Consider the following 19,491-nt stretch of genomic DNA (forward strand, 5'->3'; position numbering starts at 1 on the left):
ACCTTTATTAGGAAAAAATTCCTGGTATTCCAAATGGTCCTAAGCAACCTAAGAGAGACAAGAGGACTCATACGTATATAGGAACTGCTATTCCAAAGACCGTTATAGTTCTCCTCTTGTTTCTTAGTAAAGTTAATTAACTATTTAATAGCACGGTAAAGTAAAGAAGACCGTTGTAAAACATTTACCACTAGCCATACTTTAACCTTTCTTATAGGTAAAAAGCATATAAACTAGAGAAGAAAATGTTATTATAGCATAAAAATAGAATACAATAAAAACCTCTGAAATACCATTTTGATAATACCATCCAGAACCAAGAGCCCCTAGACCAATTCCAATTTCTAAAGCTATAAACATAGTAGCAATAGCTTTACCCTTTTCTTTCGGATTGCATAAATCGACCGTCCAAGCATTTAAAGTTGGAGCTAATATGCCTATGGCAATCCCATAGATACAAGCTCCAACTACTAAACCATTTTTTGTTTGATAAAAACCTAGTATAAGAAAAGATATAGAAAGAAAAATTAATCCCATAATGATTATTAATTGACGACTATATTTATCTGACAATTTTCCAGCAACAAATCTAATCAATAATGACGCTAGAGTAAAAATAATAAAAAATAGACCTTTATTCATTATTCCTAAATAATTTGATAATAAAGGAATAAGTGTTAATACGATACCAAATGACAAATAGGAAATAAATGTAATTATTGCAGGATAAATAACTTTTACATCAATAATATCATTCTTTTTTATTCTTAAAAAAGAGATTTGAAAGTTCCTTTTATCAACTAAAGTTTCTTTTAAATTTATAATACATAATATTGATAATAATGAAATAAATGACGAACAGTAAAACAAAAAATTATATGACTGATGTAGTTTTATAAAACTACCCAAAACAGGACCTAAAGCTAAACCTGAACTAAAAAAAAGACTTTGTATTCCTAAAGCTTCTCCCCAACGATTTGAAGGTATAATATCCGTTAAAAAGGCTGCAAAAGCCGTTGGGCTAAAACCTGTTGAAAAGCCGTGTAAAAACCTTAAAAGTAAAAAACCATAAACTGTTGTTAAAATTGGATATAGAAAACCACATATAATACACACGATTATTCCAATTAACATTACAGGTTTTCTTCCAATAGTATCGGTTAATTTTCCACTAAAAGGTCTTGAAACACCAGCTGTAAGTGTAAATAATGCGATAATTAAACCTATATATTTTTTTCCTCCAAGGCTTTCTAAATAAGTTGGAAGTTCAGGAATTAACATATTATAGCTAGATGAAAACAGTAATGAACTCAAACATATAAGTCCAAAATCAAAAGTATAGATAGATTTATTTTTCATACGAACTATCTATTATAAAGTGATTTAATTGTTTTCTCTACATATTCCCAAATAGTGCTGGAACCTAACTTAATCTTTTCTGTTTTTTTAATAACATTCTCATAAATTACATTAAACTCAAACCAAGTACCACCATTATTTGATTGATTTTGAAGTACAGGCTGAAACCTATCCATTGCTTTTGCAAATTTAGCTTCACTCGTTTCTCCTTCCTCGAATTCTTTCCAAATTGCAATTAAATCCTCTGCTTGGTTCTTTGGTAAAATTCCAAAAATACGTTTTGCAGCAACAAATTCTTCAGCTGTATTATCGTGATTTTTTTTTGTGTCAAATAAAAAAGTATCACCAGCATCTATTTCAACAATATCGTGAATCAATAACATTTTTAAAACCTTTAAAACATCAATATTTTCATTGGAATGTTCGTCCAAAATAATTGCCATTAATGATAAATGCCAACTATGTTCTGCATCATTTTCTCTCCTGTTACTATTAAATAACCTCGTTTTACGCTCAATATATTTTAGTTTATCTACTTCTTTGATAAACTCAATTTGCTTTTTTAATCGACTTGATTCCATATTTGTTAATCTTAAGACTACAAATAAAAAGTAATACCTTTGATTTATAAAGGACATTTGTCTCAACTGAAAAAAATGATTAGAACAAATATTGAACTATTGGAATATATTGAAGCATTTAGAAATTCAATTCATTATTTTATTGAAGAGGAAATTCAAAAGGAGCAAAAAATAATATACCAGAATAGAAATAGCTCTTTTGGGTATATTATTAAAAATGGCATTGCAAAATGTTTTTTAACGGATGAGAATGGAAATGATTTTATTCAAGAATTTTTTAGTGAAGGAGAATTATTTGGAGAAATTGAAATAATAAATAATACTAATAACTTTTGCACAGTTGAATCTATTTCAGAAATGACCGTTTATAAAATATCTAAAACCAACTTTCAATATCTTTTAGAAAATGACCAAAAATTTAATAATTTAATTATGAAATCATTTGCGAAAAAAATTCAATATAAAGCAGTAAGACATTCTTATAATCAACTGCATTCTATTAAATCTAATCTTTTTAGATTGCAACAATCAACTTTAGATTTTATGGAAATTATTTCAAAAAATGATATCGCAAGCTATTTAGGAATTAGTTTAAGAAGTTTAAATAGGATTTTAAAAGATAAGAGTTAACAAAAACGTTTTACAACACCATATCCTATGTAAAGCACTTTCCCGAGTCTTAGGTTAAATATACAATATTTTTCTTTTTTTTAATTCATGATATTATTTTTAGTGTTGAACTGTTGATTACGCTTTTTGCGTTATCAATAATTCAATGCTAGCTTTATAAAACTCCGCATCCTATATGTGGTATCCGTCTTTAGCGAATCCACCAGCATCTCTATGATGATTTTGGCAAACAAGGCAACTTGCTATAAATATGTGATAACTGTATTAGAGTTTCACCTACGGTGTTTTGTTGTCCTATCTTTTGTGCCAATTTTATAATGAGTTTTAAGCTTGTTTTATGTTTTTATTTAACTAACTACACCTACTTCATAAGGAATTTCAGTTCTAATTACTGCATGAATTCGACTCAAGAGTTTCCTCGCTACTTTTACCAATATGCGTTTGACATCTTTACCTGAATGTGACCGATAATAGGCCTGCATAACTGGATCAAAACGCAACGCTTGCCAAGTAGCTTCTACCAAATAACTACGCATTAGCCGATTTGCTCTTGGGGTTAACCCTGAAGTTTTGAGATTATCTCCACTTTGGTGTACCCAGGGAACCAATCCTACATAACTGGCTAATTGTTTGAAATTTTTAAAACGCCTTAAATCACCCAATTCACATAATAATCCACAAGCTACTATGCCTCCTACTCCCGGAACTGATCGTAATAAATAATAATCTTTCTTATAATGCTTACGACAATAGGCACGTAATTTTGTACTCACATCTCGCTTTTGCTTATCTATATATTCATAGGTAATAAGACGTGTCTCAAAACAATAATCCATTGTAGGATATTCAAAAGTCAAATTTCTTAACCAATCTCTAAAATTATGAGACCAATGACTATTGTCAAATGGCTTTGGAATTTCAATCCCCAAATACAACAATTGCATCTTTATTTGAGTCTTTATTTTTCGATGTTCTTTAACCAGCTCATTTCTTCGACGAAACAAACATCTTAACTGCTCTCGTTCTATTGAAGGAACATGAATTCCTTTGAGTCGGCCATCCTTTAATTCTTTACATAACATACGTGCATCGATCTTGTCGGTCTTTTGAAACTGGGCCTTGGCTGGACGATGAACATCTGCAGGGTTAACAACCTTTGCATGCCATCCAAATGAAATAAAATGTCGATAATGACTAAAGCCACAACAACCCGATTCATAACAGCAATAAACAGTATATCCCTTAAAATGCCTATCCACATACTTTTTTAAACTAAATGCATCTGGTGGAATAGTTAACGATGATCCATCAAAAAGATCCGTTGCAGTACGAATTTTCCAACTTCGCTTGTGTACGTCAATTCCAATAAATAACTTTGATCTAGTAGTATCCTTTGTTTTCATAATAATAAGTTTTTGAACCTTAAAGTTATTAACTAAACTTTGGATACTGCTTTTACATGGTTGCTATAATTTATTGCTGGCTTCTCGCCTACTTACGAAAGTCCTCGCGGACTTTCTATCTGTGATTTATTTGCTAACTTTAGTGCTTAAAACACGCAACTAATCTTATACAAACACGTTAACTGCAATTATGACCCGTCCTGAATAAAGGCTACATAATTTTAAACATTATGTATAGAAATGACAAAGTAATTAGACGGTATTCAGAACCATTTAAATTGAAAATATTAGCCGAACTTACCACCGGAAAACACACAAAGAGCGAACTTTGTAAACTCTACTCTATTGCACCAACAACAGTCAATGAGTGGATTAAAAAGTACAATCGTAAAGACTTAATGAACACCAGAGTAAAAGTGGAAACAAAAGACGAAATATCTAGAATTAAAACCCTTCAAAAAGAAATTGAACAGCTAAAAAAACTACTACTTAAAAAGGATCTAGATGCTATGGTATTAGATTCTTACCTAGAAGTAGCTGCTGAAGATCTAGGATATAAATCTGTTGCTGAGCTAAAAAAAAAGCTAAGTATAAAGCCTTAATCAAAGCTAAAGAGAAATCTAAGGGATTTGCTTCTTTAACATGACCCGTCCTGAAATAAGGCTACATAATTTGCAACAAGTTTGCATTAAAATAATAGTATTAGACTAATATGAATTATTGTATACTTATTGAAGTTTTGCACTTTTCTAAAGTTTACGTATTTTAGACAAACGGTTAAAAATAATCTGTAAAAATGACACCAATAGAACTGGATATTCAAAAAATAGATAATATCAGTAAACAGAAGGAACAAGAAAATCTAAAGTTTCGTACTTTTCTAAAAGGACAAGATGATGTAAAATTGGATAGGATTGTGCATAGGTTGAATAAGTGTGTAGAAAGTCAAATTGACTGTACCGATTGTGGAAATTGTTGTAAAAATTTGAGGCCCTGTGTTAATAGTATGGAAATTGACACCCTGAAGTCAATTGATAAAGTTTCGCGAGAATATTTTGTAGAAAATTTTATTGAACAAAATGAATTAGAAGATATTAAATTTCTAAAAGGCACCCCCTGTAAGTATTTAATTGATAAAAAATGTTCTATTTATGATGTTAGACCAAATGATTGTAAATCTTACCCACATATTAATAAAAAAAAATTTAATTCAAGAACTTGGGGTATTATTGAAAATTACGCGATTTGCCCAATTGTTTTCAATGTGATTGAAAGATTAAAAACGGAATTAAGATTTAGATAATTTTTTAAATATAATGATAATTGCAACCTGACCGTTAATAATAATAATAATAATAATACGCAATCGCGAAGCGATTTCTTGAGTCTAACGGGTATTTCCATACATTAATCTGTTGATCTATTCAAGTCCATTAATCATTAATCCTAATTAATTTTCAAACCATTAAATATATTTTTATCTTTATACCTGTAAAAACGAATAGATTTTGTTTTTAAATAGTTCTTTTTGACTTTAGTGTGTAATTCGGTGAACGCATACAGTTAAAAGTGTTTTAAAATTATGATATACAGGGTGTTACGTATTTTTATTTAATCCTGCCACCCCGACTTTTTAACAAATCAATTAGTAACAAAAACTTGATAATCGTATGATTATCAAGTTTTTGCAGTTTTAGGACTATCATTTAATTTGAATTGATTTAGTTAAAAAAGTGACCTATTCGGTTACCTTTTTATAAATCCCATAAAAAAGGTAACCGAATTGTTAAGATTTGACTTTTGTTTTTAATGTTCAATTTTAAAACAAAAGATTATGAAAACTTCGTACACATTCAGTATTCTATTTTGGCTAAAACTTGCAAATGCTAAAAATGGAAAAGCAACTCTTTATGCCAGAATTACAGTAAACGGTAAACGAGCAGAGTTATCTCTTAAGAGAAAAGTCACTATTTCTAATTGGAATCCTCAAAAGACTAGATTAAAAGGCACTAGTGATGAAGCCAAACTAATTAATAATTACCTTAAACAGGTCAATGCTCAACTTTTTCAAACCTATCAAAAATTAAAGTCTGAAAAGAAATTAGTTACCGCTAGTATCATTAAAGCCCAATTTTCTGGGGATGAAAACCGTCATGCTCTATCTGATATTATTGAATATCACAATGAGTATATGAAATCTACACTACGTTGGGGAACGCAAAAGAACTACTTTACAACCCATAAGTATATTTTCCTTTTTCTTAAACAAAAACATAAAACATCAGATATGTTCTTATCTGAACTCGGTTATAAATTCATTATTGATTTTGAACGCTTTTTAAGACATCAAAAGTCCATGGGCAACAATACCGTAATGAAACACATAGAACGATTACGAAAAATGATTACGTTAGCCTATAAGATGGAATGGATAGATAAAGACCCGTTCCTTAAATTCGAAGCTAAATACGAAAAAAAGGAAAGAACATTTTTGACCCTTGAAGAATTACAGGCTATTGAAAAGAAAAAATTTAATATTCCAAGGTTACAACTCATTAAAGACTTATTTGTATTCAGTTGTTATACTGGATTGTCTTATGGCGATGTTATGGGTTTGACCAATGATAGTGTATGTATTGGAATTGATAAAAAGCAATGGATATATTTACAAAGACAAAAGACCAGTATTCCCGTTAAGATTCCATTATTAACCAAAGCATTAGAAATAATCGAAAAATACAAGCTTTACCCCTCCTCCATTAATAAAGAGAGCTTGTTTCCTACTATTTCTAATCAGAAACTAAATTCTTACTTAAAAGAAATAGCGGATGTTTGTGGAATAACAAAGAATCTAACGTTTCATATTGCCAGACATACTTTTGCTACAACAGTAACTTTAAGTAATGGCGTTCCCATAGAAACTGTATCAAAATTATTAGGTCATTCTAAAATTACAACTACCCAAATATATGCGAAAGTAATTGAAAGAAAAGTTAGTGATGATATGCAGAAACTTCATGATGTGTTTGAAAATCAAAAAAGTAAAGTAATTGAATCTGAACGTTTGAAACAAGTTTAAAAAACCAATCTCATAGTTTGATTGTTATTTTTCTTTTCAATAGCAACTGTTTTTTTGAAAGTTGGCAAATGGCTTAAATTTATAGTTTTAAAAGTACTTTAATTATTAAGGCATTGCGATAAGTGCAAGATGTGTTTTTGTTGCCACAAAAACAACCTTGTCCGCTCCCGATGGTCGCAGAGTTAAAAAAGTCTTTTAAGGCAAAAAAATAAACGTTTTTCAACTTGTGGATTTAGAGGCTGGTATTGAAATGGTATTGGAAGCTTTGAGGAGGATATAACTTTTCGTTGCTATTTTAATAAAAATCTTCAGTATGGGTAATTTTATTTTTTATTTTACGGTTTGAACCGTAAAAAATTGCGGTTTAAATTGGGATATTTTGCGGTTCTTAAAAAAAGAACATCAAATTTTTTCTCTATATTAGCACCAGTAAACTGTGGATTTTGAAGTGTCTTTTTATAAAGTCCGCACTGTTTTTCTTTCCATTTAATCATTTATTTTACGAACTTTAACCTAATCTGTTATGAAAAAGACCCTTAAATTATTTGTTGTATTTTTTGCCATTGTTTTATTATCTAATTGTGAGAAAGAACCCATACAAAACAATATTAAGACTGAAAATAATTTAGGCATACTTATTGAAAGTGTTAGCATAGAAGAATTACAACAGAATGAAAAATTAGCATCTACTATAGATGGGATTGCAAGTGCCTTTGATATAAATAAACGTATTACCAAAAAGTCTAAAGGTGGTATAAACAGCAATGATAACAGTTTTACAATATTGACCGATAAAATATTAAAGGTAAAAACGGATTCTAGCGAAGTATATACCTTTAAAATTAAAAAACCTACACTTGCCTCTTCTAGTTTTGAGAATTTTGTGATCCAAAAAAAGTATGATAATAATTATAACTTTTATATTTATAGGTTTACGTTTGATGTGGGCGGTAAAAACAATGACTTTCCCTACAAAATTAGGAGGAAACGAGTAAGTAGCGACCAAATTAATATTGGAAAATTCCATAATTTTTTAAAACAAAATGACCTTCCCGATGGCTGTTATGACGCGTATTGTATTAAAAGCCCTAGAACTTTTGAATGTGATTGGATATTGGAACCTACTGATTGCCCGAGTAATGGTTCTGGTAATGATAACAACAACAGTGGGGATAACGATGGGAATAATGACAACAATGGTGGTTCATGGGGAGATATTAATCCCGATGGCATTTCTAACAATGGCGGTGTTACCGATGGCGATGATGATGACGATGCTATAACCCCAATAATTGAGGAGTTTTGCCAAGAGGGTTATATATTAGATGGTTCTGGAAATTGTGTTACAGAAGCCTATTTTGACGAACAAATTTTTATTGATGATGAATTTAAGGACAACCCTTGTTTAAAAGGTGTTTATGATGATATGGGTAAGGCCAGTAAATTTAAAGAATATTTGAACAATTTTGATGAAAATTTTACAAATCCTGTGGCTAATTTGAGGTTTTCTGTTGGTGTACATCCTATTTATCCAAATGCTACTGCTGTTACTGATGAACCTGATAATTACTTAATAAAAATAACATTTAACCCTAATACCCTAAATAGACCTAAATTAGATATTGCAAGAACCATGATTCATGAGGTGATTCATGCTGAAATGTACAGAAAGCTGTTAAGTATTGCTAAACAACCAAACATACCTTGGACAGAAGAATTTATTCATAGCTTAAAAAATGATTACAAAGGTTTAACGGATTATTATACCCGTTACTGGTTGGAATGGCCCCTTGACCAACAACCCGGAGATCCTCAACACCAATTAATGGCAGAACATTTTATTGATATAATAGTTCAGGCACTAAAAGATGTTGACAGTTCTCTTACAGATTTGCAGTATAAAGCTATTGCTTGGGCGGGTTTAAAAGGAACTAGTGAACCTAATGCTCTTAATCAGTTAGATCCTGCAACTGGTTTGCCTCAAAACCCAACTGTCGCATGGAGTAATGTCCCATTAGCGGAACGATTATTGCTAAATTCCACATACGAAACTTTTAAATCAAGTAATACAAATTGTCAATAATGAGAAAGATATTATTTATTTTATTTTATTTTATTTTATTTCAAGCCTTCTCTCAGGTAAAATTAAAAGACACTCTTTATGTTTTATATAAAGAGGATACAGAATTAATAAAAACTGAAAAACACAAAGGAACAAATGTTAGAAATTTCGGAATATTACTTGATATATATAAAAATGAAAAGTTTCGAGATTCAATAATAGAAAGATATAGAAAACGCGGAGGTCGATCAGTTCCAACTTATATAACCTTTTCAGGGGTAAGAAATTTTGTAGTAACAGATAGTTTAGACAAATATAAATTTACAACAATAGAAGATATATCAAAACTAAAAACGAAATTGGGATTTAATCAAAAAGTTTTTTTTATTGAAAAATTGGAATGTAATAAGTATATGTTTCATGAAACAAATAAGACAGATAATTAAATCCAAATTGAAAATTAGGTATTTCGTCATAATTATTAATTTATTAATATGTCCTTTTTTTAGTTTTGGGCAAAAACCTAAGTACCCAAAAGACACCATTTATGTGAAATACGAAAATAAAACTGGAAATAAAAAATGGTTTGGGAATTATGGTTATCGTAATAATAAAAAAAAAGGAATCTTATTTAATTTAAAAGGTGTTAATAGGCAATCTATGCACTTTATGTCTTAAGCATTTAAAAAACTATAAATTGTCCAATTTAAAAGAAATAGATGAAATGCGGCATAAATGGATATTTGAAAATAAAAGACCTCCCGCTGACAGGAATGGAGTGTTTCAAACGTATCTCATTGAAGAAATTTCAAAAGAAAAATTTGTTATCGATCCTGTAATTTGGAGAAGTGAAGGGGTTGTTGACTAAAAACAATTCCCCAAAATAGATGTCTTTTTTTATTTTAAAGAAATCAATGCAGATACGTTATATATGAAATTTATAGAAGATTAAGAGTTGGTTTTTCATTTGTTTATTATGTAAATTGTAGTTTACAAATTAGTCTTGTCCGACTAAGATATAAGACCACTCCGCTGAAAGACGCAAGACATAAGACTTAATTCCTAATTAATTGATTGTTAGGTCAAATGAATTGAGCCTATTTTTATATAGTTAATTTTTGCCTTAAAAATTAATAGCAAGGTATCGGTTAATGAAAATGAGGTTAATCCTCATTTTCATTAACCTAATTGAAGTTTTAAAAAATTTACTCGGACACAAATGTTTTCAAATTATAAACTACAATAAAAACTTAATTTATCTTGTATAATAATTAATAGCATATTATATTTGCCACACCTTAATAAAAGGTAAAACACAACAAAAGTTCTTATCATATAAGTTACCTATTCGGTTACCAAGTGTAATTAATAAAACGCAACTTTTTGATTATTAAAAATATAGGGTGGTTAATTAACATTCTGCCACCCCGACAATTAAAAGCCTAAAGAATCAAAGATTCTTTAGGCTTTTTTTATTTATTTAAGTTGCCATCGTAGATGAGCATAAGTAAATAAATAAAAAAAGACGTTAAAATGACATCGGCATTTTTGGCTTTTTATGAGCAACGCCCCTTCTTCAGGATCAACGAGTGGAACGAGGTAATCCTTTAAATTACAATAAATTGTAAAATACCAACGAAGTTCAGAATAAATAAAAAAAGACGTTAAAATGACATCGGCATTTTAGGCTTTTTATGAGCAACGCCCCTTCTTCAGGATCAACGAGTGAAACGAGGTAATCCTGTTTATTCTCACTATCTAAAATTTAATATCTCTCTTTTTAAAAACCTGTATAAGAATCACGATGAGGAAAAAGTATTTTTAAGCTAACTATACATTCCTTATCACATAAAAGAAATGGTTTTAGCTAAAACGCTAATAAATTACATTGATTTTAATATTATTTCACAAATCAGAAAAGCCTAAAAATTAAAAATCTTTAGGCTTTTTTATTAAGAACATTGATAAATCATTACTACAATCAGTAGTATTTTACTTTTTTTTTAATTCGTTAAACTTGGTTCCATTTGACTTTTTTTATTTCTATACACCCAAGCAATTTGTCCCAATTGACCAACAATTTTCACAGAATCTTTCATTGACAACTTAGAACCATCTGCATGAATCCATCTTTTTAAAGGTTGCTCACATAACATTGCTTTTGCTTCGTTTAATCCAAAATGGATACTCATTCTTTTAAATATTTCTACATCGAAAATCCATTGTGTAACAAATTTTTCTCCAAAAGCAACTTCTATAACATCTTTACTAAAGATTTTCGCCCCACATTGTGTGTCTTTAAAATCCATTTTCAAAATCTTTCTAATAATAAAGTTGATCGTTAAACTTATAATTTTTCGAGCAGATTCTTTCGTAATATTTGCCCCCATTCTTGAAATACGTGAACCACTTACTATTTTAAACTCTGTTGTTTCAATAGTTTTAACCAAATCATCAAAATCAGCTAAGTCTGTAGATAAATCAGCATCTAAAAAACCAATATAATCTAAATCTTCCTTTTTAGCCATATGCAACATACCTAAACGAACTGCCTCGGCTTTTCCTCCATTTTTTTCACAATCATAAACCGTAATAAAATCTTCTCTCCCTTTTTGTAATTCTTTTAATACCTCCAACGTTTTATCCTTACTGCCATCATTTACAAAACACAAATGATAGCCAGAATTTTTATCTATATAATCTGTAAACTCCTTACTAAATAAACGCTCTTCTTCATTATAACAAGGTATTACAACACCTACACAACGTTCTTGTATCATCACATTGCTTTTGGCAACTATACTATCAACCTCAGGAGCACCTATTAATCGTTTAACACGTGCACTAATCTCATTTAAGCTTAATGGCTTTTTCATATAATCATTAATTCCCAACTCAAAACCTTCCGTTATAGTTTCATCTTTTGTATCTCCAGACAATACCATTATCGGAGTTTGCGAATTTTTAGTAATCCTAATATATTTTACAACATCTATACCTGACATTTCTGGCATATTAATATCTACTATCACTAAATCTGGATTAAATGATTCATATAATTCTAATCCTTTCGCTGCATTTGTTTCAATTTTAACATCATAACCTAACTCCTTCAACCTCTTTTCTAATGGTAATAAAACTAATTGCTGGTCATCTATTGCTAATATTTTCATGATAATTGGTTTTCGGTATTAATTATGTTGTAAATGTACATTCTAACAGTATTTTTAAATTAATATTTAGTTAAAACCATTGATGTCTTTCGACGAACGGTTTATTTGTATAGATAAATAAAATAAGCTAATTATATTTTTTATATTTACCATGTGGATATTGTCGTTCACTTTAAATGAAAGAAAAAACCAATAAATACTTAATTGTTGCTTTACTTATAGGTATTGCTTTTCACGGTACTTCAATATTCTTTACTCTCGAAACAACCTACGACGCACTTATACATCTATTTTTTGCTGAGCACTATGCCGGCAATTGGTTCGAACCTTGGAATGATAAATGGTATACGGGCTTTACAGTTATGAGTTACCCACCGCTAGTTCATCAGTCCATTGCTGCACTTTCTTACGTTGGAGGGCTTAAATTTGGCATGTTTACCGTCGCTTTAATTAGTATTATTCTATTTATAACGGGGGTTTATAGGTTTTCATTGCTCATCACATCAAATAAAACAGCAGCTGGCTATGCAGCAATTTTAGCCGTTTTTTCATCATCGTTCGTAGAAACACTTCATATTTTCGGTCAACTACCTAGTATTATTGGTATTTCCGTGTTAATGCACTCACTTCCAGAAATATATTTATGGATAAAAACGGGGCGTTATAAATACCTATTTACATCACTTTCTTTAATTGCAGTAACCGTAACATCACATCATGTGACCCCTATTTTCGGTATGATATTCTTCATATTCCCTTTAATAGGAATGGTTATTATGGATGTTTCCAGGGAAAAAGTAGATTCAGCTAAAGCCATAACATTCAAAGTTTTTTTAACTAGTTTTCTTCAACTTTTTAAACGTATTGTCAGTTTTGGAATGCTTTCATTAGCAATCATCGTTGGATGTCTATTACCGTATTGGATAAATTCTAAAGCGAATCCAATTACTCAAGTACCAATTCCACACGGATCTAGAGATAATTTCTTAGAAATCACTTCGTCCGGTTTAGTGTTCTTTTTAATCCCTTGGGGTGTTTTATTAATACTTTTACCATATATATTTTACAGATATTATAGTAAGCGTTATTTATTTTTTGGACTCTCAATTACAATTCTTACTGTTTTAGGAACTGGAGGTACTACTCCGATACCTAGAATGTTTTTGGGTGAAACCGCTTTTAATATTTTAACCTTAGACCGCTTTACGCTATGGGCCTCTATAATGTCGTTGCCGCTTTTTGGTGAGTTTGTTTATCGTTTTGTTGATGGTGATTTAAAAGATCTAATACAAAAGAAGTTTGGTGCAATATATCATCGGTTAATTGGAGGAATACTTGCGGGGTTATTCCTATTTATGACAATCTTTACGATGAGCTTAAGCTATTTCAGGCCTTCGCAACCTCAAAAAATAAAGATGTTACCCATAATCAATTTTCTAAATCAAGATCAACATGACCAATGGCGTTATATGACATTGGGATTTGGAGATCAAATGGCATGGTTATCTGCACAAACCAATGCCATGAGTGTAGACGGTAACTATCATTCAGCAAGACGTTTACCAGAATTAACTACGCGTCCTATTGAACGATTAGAAAATTCAAAATTTAAAGGTGTTGAAGGCGTTGGATCTTTGCAACAGTTTTTAACGACTCCTGAAAAATATAATTTCAAATATATCTTCTCTAACGATAAATTTTATGATCCTATATTATATTTCTGTGGATGGCAACGTTTACGACAATTAGAAAATGGTATTCAAGTCTGGGAAAAACTAAATGTACCTCCCGTTTCTTCTATACTGCCAAAAGATGATGTTGCTAGATGGCAAAAAATTCTTTGGGGTATTATGCCTTTTATAACCGTAATTATCGCTTTTATACTAAACATTCAAATGTTCATAGTAAATGCCTTAAAAACAAAAGCTAAGGCAATTCCAGATTTTTTAAATTTCAAAAATAATTATACAAAATTTTCAATAAACGTTCTTAGAATCACTCATATTTGGTCCATAATTTTAGCCATTATTGTCTTTTATGGTATCTATATTTTCTACATTAAAAACGATTCTCATCATTCACCAGAAAATGCAATATTGTCCTATTATGATGCCTTAGACTTTAAAGAATATGAAAAAGCTTATGACTTAATAAATCCTGAAAGCAACTTAGCAATGGACCAATACATGTTGGAGATTTCAGTAACTGATGGATTGTTGAGTTCTTATGCTAAATTAGATGCTATTGAAACAATTGTACTTTCTAAAACGGATAGTTTAGCTACTGTAAAAGTTAATACCAAATGGATTACACCTTTAGAAAAAATAAACAAAACGGATTTTAAATATTTGGTTAAGCATAAAAACAAATGGTATGTTCAACCAGAAGAAATTGGTTCTGACTTACCTCCAGACCAATTGTATTCTAATAATATTACCAAGTATTTTAATCAAGGTAGAAGGCGAATAACGACTGAACAAACCCATCATGAAGATATTTTAAAGCAACCTAATTTAGAAATTCTTTCTGCAAAATTGGTAAAACACAATAATAGCTATGCGTTAATTGGTGAAGTTCAAAATATTGACAATGTACCTGCCGACGTCGTTTTAAAGGGAACATTATATAATGATGATGATAAAGAATTGGCTACTTATAATGCAAAATATCATGTCAAGCACAAACTAATGCCAAAGGAAATCAGTTCTTTTAAAATCAATTTTGAAGGAATTGCTTGGTCTAAAACTCAAGATTCTATTCCTAAAACATTCAATCCTGATGAATTTACACCCATTGAATTTGAAGAACAACCTACCAAATTCAACTTGCAAATTGCTGGTAATGTATCTAACTCCGATTTATATAAAGGTGCAACTTTAAGCGATTTAGATATTTCAGAAGAACTTATTAAGGGTAAACTATTTAATTCTGGTATTGAGGAAGTTACAATCCCTCAATTATTGTTTACCTATTATGATGAGCATAAAAACATGCTTTGGGTAGATCATCAATTTATTTCGGAGGGTATTAGACAACAACGACAACAAGTATTTGAATATCCAGTTTTAAAAAACGACATCATAACTTTAATAAATGAAGATATGAAAAACTGTTATGTTAATGGTTTACCTAACAACGCTATTTCAAAAAAAGTGATACCCAATAGAATTAATAATCAAACAAATACTATGTTACAACCTATTATAAACGCGAATTATAGTTTTATAAAAATAGAAATAAACACCTATATAGGGAGTCCAAATTAATGAAAATAAAATTTACATATCTGATAATTTCAGGATTGATAGCTTTGTTAGCAATACCTTCTAGCAATACTATGGAGGATATTGAAATCCTTACCAAAAACACGGAATATGTTGCTGGAAATACTATCATTTTTAAATTTTCGAATACAAATAACGAGAAACCTAATTTGTATGTAAGCAATAGTTATGGTTCTACTCTCATTGAACCAATTATAGATTCTGATATTTTGAATTTTGAAATTCCTGAGTTATTATCAAACAAAACGGGAGTTGTACATTGGAAATTATTAAGTAAGGAATCACTTTCAGGAAAATTCTACATACATCCAAAACAAAAAACAGAAACACTTGAAACTTATTTAGGCCCACCGAGTATTGGAGCGGGAGGCTCTGACTTTTCAATGTTGGTTGTTATTCCAACAGACATCTATGACAACCCATTAGCTGACAGTACAAAGGTTATTGTAAAGCATCAATTTTTGAAAAATCAAAATGATGACATCATCATTATGAAAAATAGAATTGCCCATAAAAAAATATATTCAGAAAAAAAAATAGGAAGAATTTTAGTATCTTCTGAATGTTTAGATTTAAACTCAAAAGAAAACACTCTTAATGTAATGCCAGGAATTCCAACAGACTTCAGTATTTCATTCCAAAGAAATCATGACTATTCTGATGGCAATCAAATCACTACTTTTTCAACATCTATTATAAAAGATACTTATGGAAATATAGTTAGTGATGGCACCTTTGTTAATTTTTTTATAACCAATAATTCAAAAAATATTTTAAAAACATCTGGCACTACTGTTAATGGAATTGCAGTTGCCAAAATGATTCATCCGGACCATGAGGAAAATTGGTCTATTAAAGCCTTTATTGAGGGTATGGCAGAAAGTGATGTGATAGAATTATCATACAAGTCAATTATTTCAGATTTTGAAGTTCACTTTACGGAAAACAACAGAACCATAACCGTTGGGCCATTAAAAAGTTTTATGAATCAGATGATACCTGACGGGTTGGAAGTATTACTTTCGGTATACGAAGGTAATCAGATTTTAAAAACACTATCTAAAAATTCATCAAAAGGTTTTACTACTTTCAATTTAGATTACAATACTTTTCCAAGTAAATCCTATACCCTAAAAATAAAGACTGCTAAAATTGAAAAAACATTTCCTAACACAAAGCTATGAAAGGTATTAACAGAAACATATTACGAAGTGTTTTAGTGCTGTCTTACATCGCTTTAATTGTTTTTATATTGTTCGGTATAAGTAGTTTGTATAGCTATTTAAATACAGGTGCAGACCGTAGCAGCATGTTACGCACTGAAATTAAAAAGATTGACCAATATTTACCGCAATTAGAATGGGCGTCTTTAAAAAATGAAGGTCGAGTAATGGACGACCAAACGTTGTATGCCATTCAAAATGATTATTTAGATGCATGGTATGTAAAACATGTGGCTTTTAAAACCAATACTTTAACAGGCATTAATGACTATTACACTAAAACAGCTCGGAAAAATATCATTAAATTTATTAAACAAAATAACGATAAAAATATTTCAATTGAAGGTACTACTTTAAGACATCACCCTACGTTAGATTTTTTTAGCGAAGACGGAAAACTGGCTGTTATTACAGATAAAGATGTTGTTGAATATAAAAGAATTTACCAGGATGAAACCATTGTTCTAGAAAACACGGAAAAATCTACTTTTAAAATAATACTACTATTAGAAGATGGTTTATGGCGTATTAGACACATAATAAAAGAAGAAAGTGTCGATAATAAAAATAACTTTAAACCCGCTTCCATTAATTTTAATGAAATAAGAGGTATTAACTATTATCCTCAAGATTCTCCATGGGATATGTTTGGAGATAAATATGATACAAGTATTATAGAAAAAGATTTTAAAATTATTAAAAATTCAGGACTCAATAGTATTAGAATTTTTGTGCCATATGAAGATTTTGGTAAAGCCCATGTTAAACCTGGGAAACTAAATAAACTTAACCAAGTATTAGATTTAGCTCAATCTGAAAATTTGAAAGTAGTAGTCACTCTTTTTGATTTTTTTGGTGATTATTCTGTTTTAAATTGGACGCTTAATCAACATCATGCTTCAGCAATTGTTTATGCATTAAAAGATCACAAAGCTTTGTTAGGCTGGGATATTAAAAACGAACCTAATTTAGATTTTGAATCGAGAGGCAAAACAAATGTAATTGCTTGGTTAGACAATATGATTGATTTGGTAAAATCTGTAGACAGTATTCACCCAGTAACAATTGGTTGGTCTAACACACAAAGTACTTCTATATTAAAAGATAAAGTAGATATTGTATCATTTCATTACTATGAAGATTTAGAGAAATTAGATACTGCCATAAAAACGATGAGAATAGAAATACCGAATAAGCCATTAGTACTTCAAGAGTTTGGAATCTCGTCTTACAGTGGTCTTTGGAAACCTTTTGGCAGCTCAGATGAAGATCAAGCCAACTACCATAAAAAAATCCAAGAAATAATTGCACTTAATAAGTTACAATTTATGTCTTGGACACTTTACGATTTTAATGAAATACCAACTGATGTAGTTGGACGACTTCCTTGGCGAAAAAAGGCTCAAGAACATTTTGGATTTATAAATAAAAACGGAGAAAAAAAACCTGCGTTTGAGTATATTTCAAAGGAATAACTTTACGCTGTAACCGCTGTTCTCTTTGTTTTTCTAGAAATTATAGTTTCAAAAGTATCTAAGTACATGTCTGCAATTTTACTCATAGGCAATGCTGTTGCTGCCTTATAATTTGCTTTACCTAATTCCATTCTATAGGCTTCATTAGTTACGATACTTTCAATAGCATTTGCTAAACTTTCTACTGAAGTAGGCTCAAAAAATTCACCTTTATAACCTTCATCTTGCACTAACAATGCTAAATCTCCTAGGTCTGGCATTATTACCGCTTTACCATAACTTCCCGCTTGGTGTAAAACACCTGAACTACCTGTTGTAGAAGTATAAGGAAATACAACCACTGCACTTTCATTAAATATAGTTGGCACTTCATGTTCTTCCACATATCCTGTAAACCGAACTTGCGGCACATGCTTATAATCTTCTTTAACTTTAGCTAAATATCCTGGTACGTTAGGGTTATCAGTTCCTGCAATAACAACTTCTAAATCTAACCCTGTAACTTGCCTTACTTTTACAACGGCTTCAATCATTCCCTCAACTTTTTTATACGTACCAAACTTTCCAAAAGTCATTATTTGCATAGGTTTAGTTGGGACCTTATAATCTGGTTCTTCCGGTATTTCAAATGTACCATGTGGTATTAATTTTACGTTTTTTGCTTTATACTTAGCTTCAAGAATAGTCACATATTTCTCCATGGTAACTGCAACAGTATCTGCTTGAAGAATTAATCTTGTTAATGTAGAACCTATAAATCCATAAATTTTTTGCATTAATTTATTTGTCGTAAAACCGGCACTACCTAAATCTACTTCTTCTAAAATATTATGAAGTAAAACAATATTTGGTATTTTTTTAAGCTTACATACGAGTGGTAACATTAAACCTAATGCAGCCGCTACTTTTTTATCTCCAAATTTCATAAATTGTAAATTAAACAACACCGCATTTGGTTTAATTTTATTTATTGCTTGTGTTACCTTAAATAGGTTTGTGTAACTGTTGAATTTCCAACATTGCTTAACGGTTATCTTACAACCAGCCTCCGTAAATTCAATATCCTTTTTACCTTCTGTAAAATCAGTTAATAATACTAACTCAGTTACTTCTTCTTTTTGTCTGAAGTGTTTTACTAAATGATATGCATATTCATTTAGAGTAACTTTACTAGGAGGATATGCTGTGACAATCGCTAATTTCATGATATATGTGTTTAAAT

15 protein-coding genes are annotated in these 19,491 nt (G+C 30.3%); 10 read left to right on the top strand and 5 right to left on the bottom strand.

Annotated features, from left to right (window positions below; genetic code table 11):
- Nucleotides 1–201 precede the first annotated feature (201 nt).
- Together FF125_RS16150 and FF125_RS16155 are read right to left on the bottom strand one after the other, a co-directional pair.
- Entirely contained in the window at nucleotides 202–1,359 is a 1,158-nt protein-coding gene (locus FF125_RS16150) for an MFS transporter (RefSeq protein WP_138949926.1), read from the bottom strand.
- Nucleotides 1,360–1,364: 5 nt separating this feature from the next.
- Complete coding sequence (locus tag FF125_RS16155; RefSeq protein WP_138949927.1) at nucleotides 1,365–1,940, bottom strand: HD domain-containing protein; 576 nt, start codon at nucleotides 1,938–1,940, stop codon at nucleotides 1,365–1,367.
- A 75-nt stretch (nucleotides 1,941–2,015) separates the two neighbouring features.
- Between FF125_RS16155 and FF125_RS16160 the strand changes: the two genes are divergently transcribed.
- Complete coding sequence (locus FF125_RS16160; RefSeq protein WP_138949928.1) at nucleotides 2,016–2,570, top strand: Crp/Fnr family transcriptional regulator; 555 nt, start codon at nucleotides 2,016–2,018, stop codon at nucleotides 2,568–2,570.
- Between the two features lie 347 nt (nucleotides 2,571–2,917).
- Here the strand turns inward: FF125_RS16160 and FF125_RS16165 are convergent, their stop codons facing one another.
- Nucleotides 2,918–3,973: an IS110 family RNA-guided transposase gene (locus FF125_RS16165; protein WP_138948250.1), complete on the bottom strand. Its 1,056-nt coding sequence runs from the start codon at nucleotides 3,971–3,973 to the stop codon at nucleotides 2,918–2,920.
- A 230-nt stretch (nucleotides 3,974–4,203) separates the two neighbouring features.
- Here FF125_RS16165 and FF125_RS16170 point away from each other — a divergent pair, with 230 nt between their 5' ends.
- The 6 genes from FF125_RS16170 to FF125_RS21965 all read left to right on the top strand — a co-directional run bounded on the left by FF125_RS16170 (nucleotide 4,204) and on the right by FF125_RS21965 (nucleotide 9,982).
- A complete protein-coding gene (locus tag FF125_RS16170) occupies nucleotides 4,204–4,575 on the top strand; it encodes a transposase (RefSeq protein WP_138949929.1) in 372 nt (123 codons plus the stop codon).
- A 194-nt stretch (nucleotides 4,576–4,769) separates the two neighbouring features.
- Nucleotides 4,770–5,276: a YkgJ family cysteine cluster protein gene (locus tag FF125_RS16175; RefSeq protein WP_138949930.1), complete on the top strand. Its 507-nt coding sequence runs from the start codon at nucleotides 4,770–4,772 to the stop codon at nucleotides 5,274–5,276.
- Nucleotides 5,277–5,807: 531 nt separating this feature from the next.
- A complete protein-coding gene (locus tag FF125_RS16180) occupies nucleotides 5,808–7,052 on the top strand; it encodes a site-specific integrase (protein ID WP_138950759.1) in 1,245 nt (414 codons plus the stop codon).
- A 523-nt stretch (nucleotides 7,053–7,575) separates the two neighbouring features.
- A complete protein-coding gene (locus FF125_RS16185) occupies nucleotides 7,576–9,135 on the top strand; it encodes a hypothetical protein (RefSeq protein WP_138950760.1) in 1,560 nt (519 codons plus the stop codon).
- Nucleotides 9,135–9,560, top strand: coding sequence for a hypothetical protein (locus tag FF125_RS16190; RefSeq protein ID WP_138950761.1), 426 nt, complete (start codon nucleotides 9,135–9,137; stop codon nucleotides 9,558–9,560). The genes FF125_RS16185 and FF125_RS16190 overlap by 1 nt, the downstream gene beginning before the upstream one ends.
- Before the next feature lie 251 nt (nucleotides 9,561–9,811).
- Nucleotides 9,812–9,982 carry a hypothetical protein gene (locus tag FF125_RS21965; protein WP_175418943.1) on the top strand — a complete coding sequence of 57 codons (171 nt, stop codon included), beginning with the start codon at nucleotides 9,812–9,814 and terminating at the stop codon, nucleotides 9,980–9,982.
- Between the two features lie 1,135 nt (nucleotides 9,983–11,117).
- Here FF125_RS21965 and FF125_RS16195 read toward each other — a convergent pair.
- A complete protein-coding gene (locus tag FF125_RS16195; RefSeq protein ID WP_138950762.1) occupies nucleotides 11,118–12,287 on the bottom strand; it encodes a response regulator in 1,170 nt (389 codons plus the stop codon).
- Nucleotides 12,288–12,463: 176 nt separating this feature from the next.
- Between FF125_RS16195 and FF125_RS16200 the strand changes: the two genes are divergently transcribed.
- The 3 genes from FF125_RS16200 to FF125_RS16210 are packed head-to-tail and all read left to right on the top strand — an operon-like array spanning nucleotide 12,464 to nucleotide 18,269.
- Nucleotides 12,464–15,553: a hypothetical protein gene (locus FF125_RS16200; protein WP_138950763.1), complete on the top strand. Its 3,090-nt coding sequence runs from the start codon at nucleotides 12,464–12,466 to the stop codon at nucleotides 15,551–15,553.
- Nucleotides 15,553–16,755, top strand: coding sequence for a hypothetical protein (locus FF125_RS16205; protein ID WP_250629607.1), 1,203 nt, complete (start codon nucleotides 15,553–15,555; stop codon nucleotides 16,753–16,755). The genes FF125_RS16200 and FF125_RS16205 overlap by 1 nt, the downstream gene beginning before the upstream one ends.
- Nucleotides 16,752–18,269, top strand: coding sequence for a glycoside hydrolase family 2 TIM barrel-domain containing protein (locus FF125_RS16210; RefSeq protein ID WP_138950764.1), 1,518 nt, complete (start codon nucleotides 16,752–16,754; stop codon nucleotides 18,267–18,269). The genes FF125_RS16205 and FF125_RS16210 overlap by 4 nt, the downstream gene beginning before the upstream one ends.
- Nucleotides 18,270–18,271: 2 nt before the next feature.
- Here the strand turns inward: FF125_RS16210 and FF125_RS16215 are convergent, their stop codons facing one another.
- The gene (locus FF125_RS16215) at nucleotides 18,272–19,474 is read right to left on the bottom strand and encodes a glycosyltransferase (RefSeq protein WP_138950765.1); all 1,203 of its coding nucleotides are present in this window, start codon (nucleotides 19,472–19,474) and stop codon (nucleotides 18,272–18,274) included.
- Nucleotides 19,475–19,491: the final 17 nt, after the last annotated feature.

Origin of the sequence: Aureibaculum algae, assembly GCF_006065315.1 — a bacterium.
In the GTDB taxonomy this organism is placed as follows: Bacteria; Bacteroidota; Bacteroidia; order Flavobacteriales; family Flavobacteriaceae; genus Aureibaculum; species Aureibaculum algae.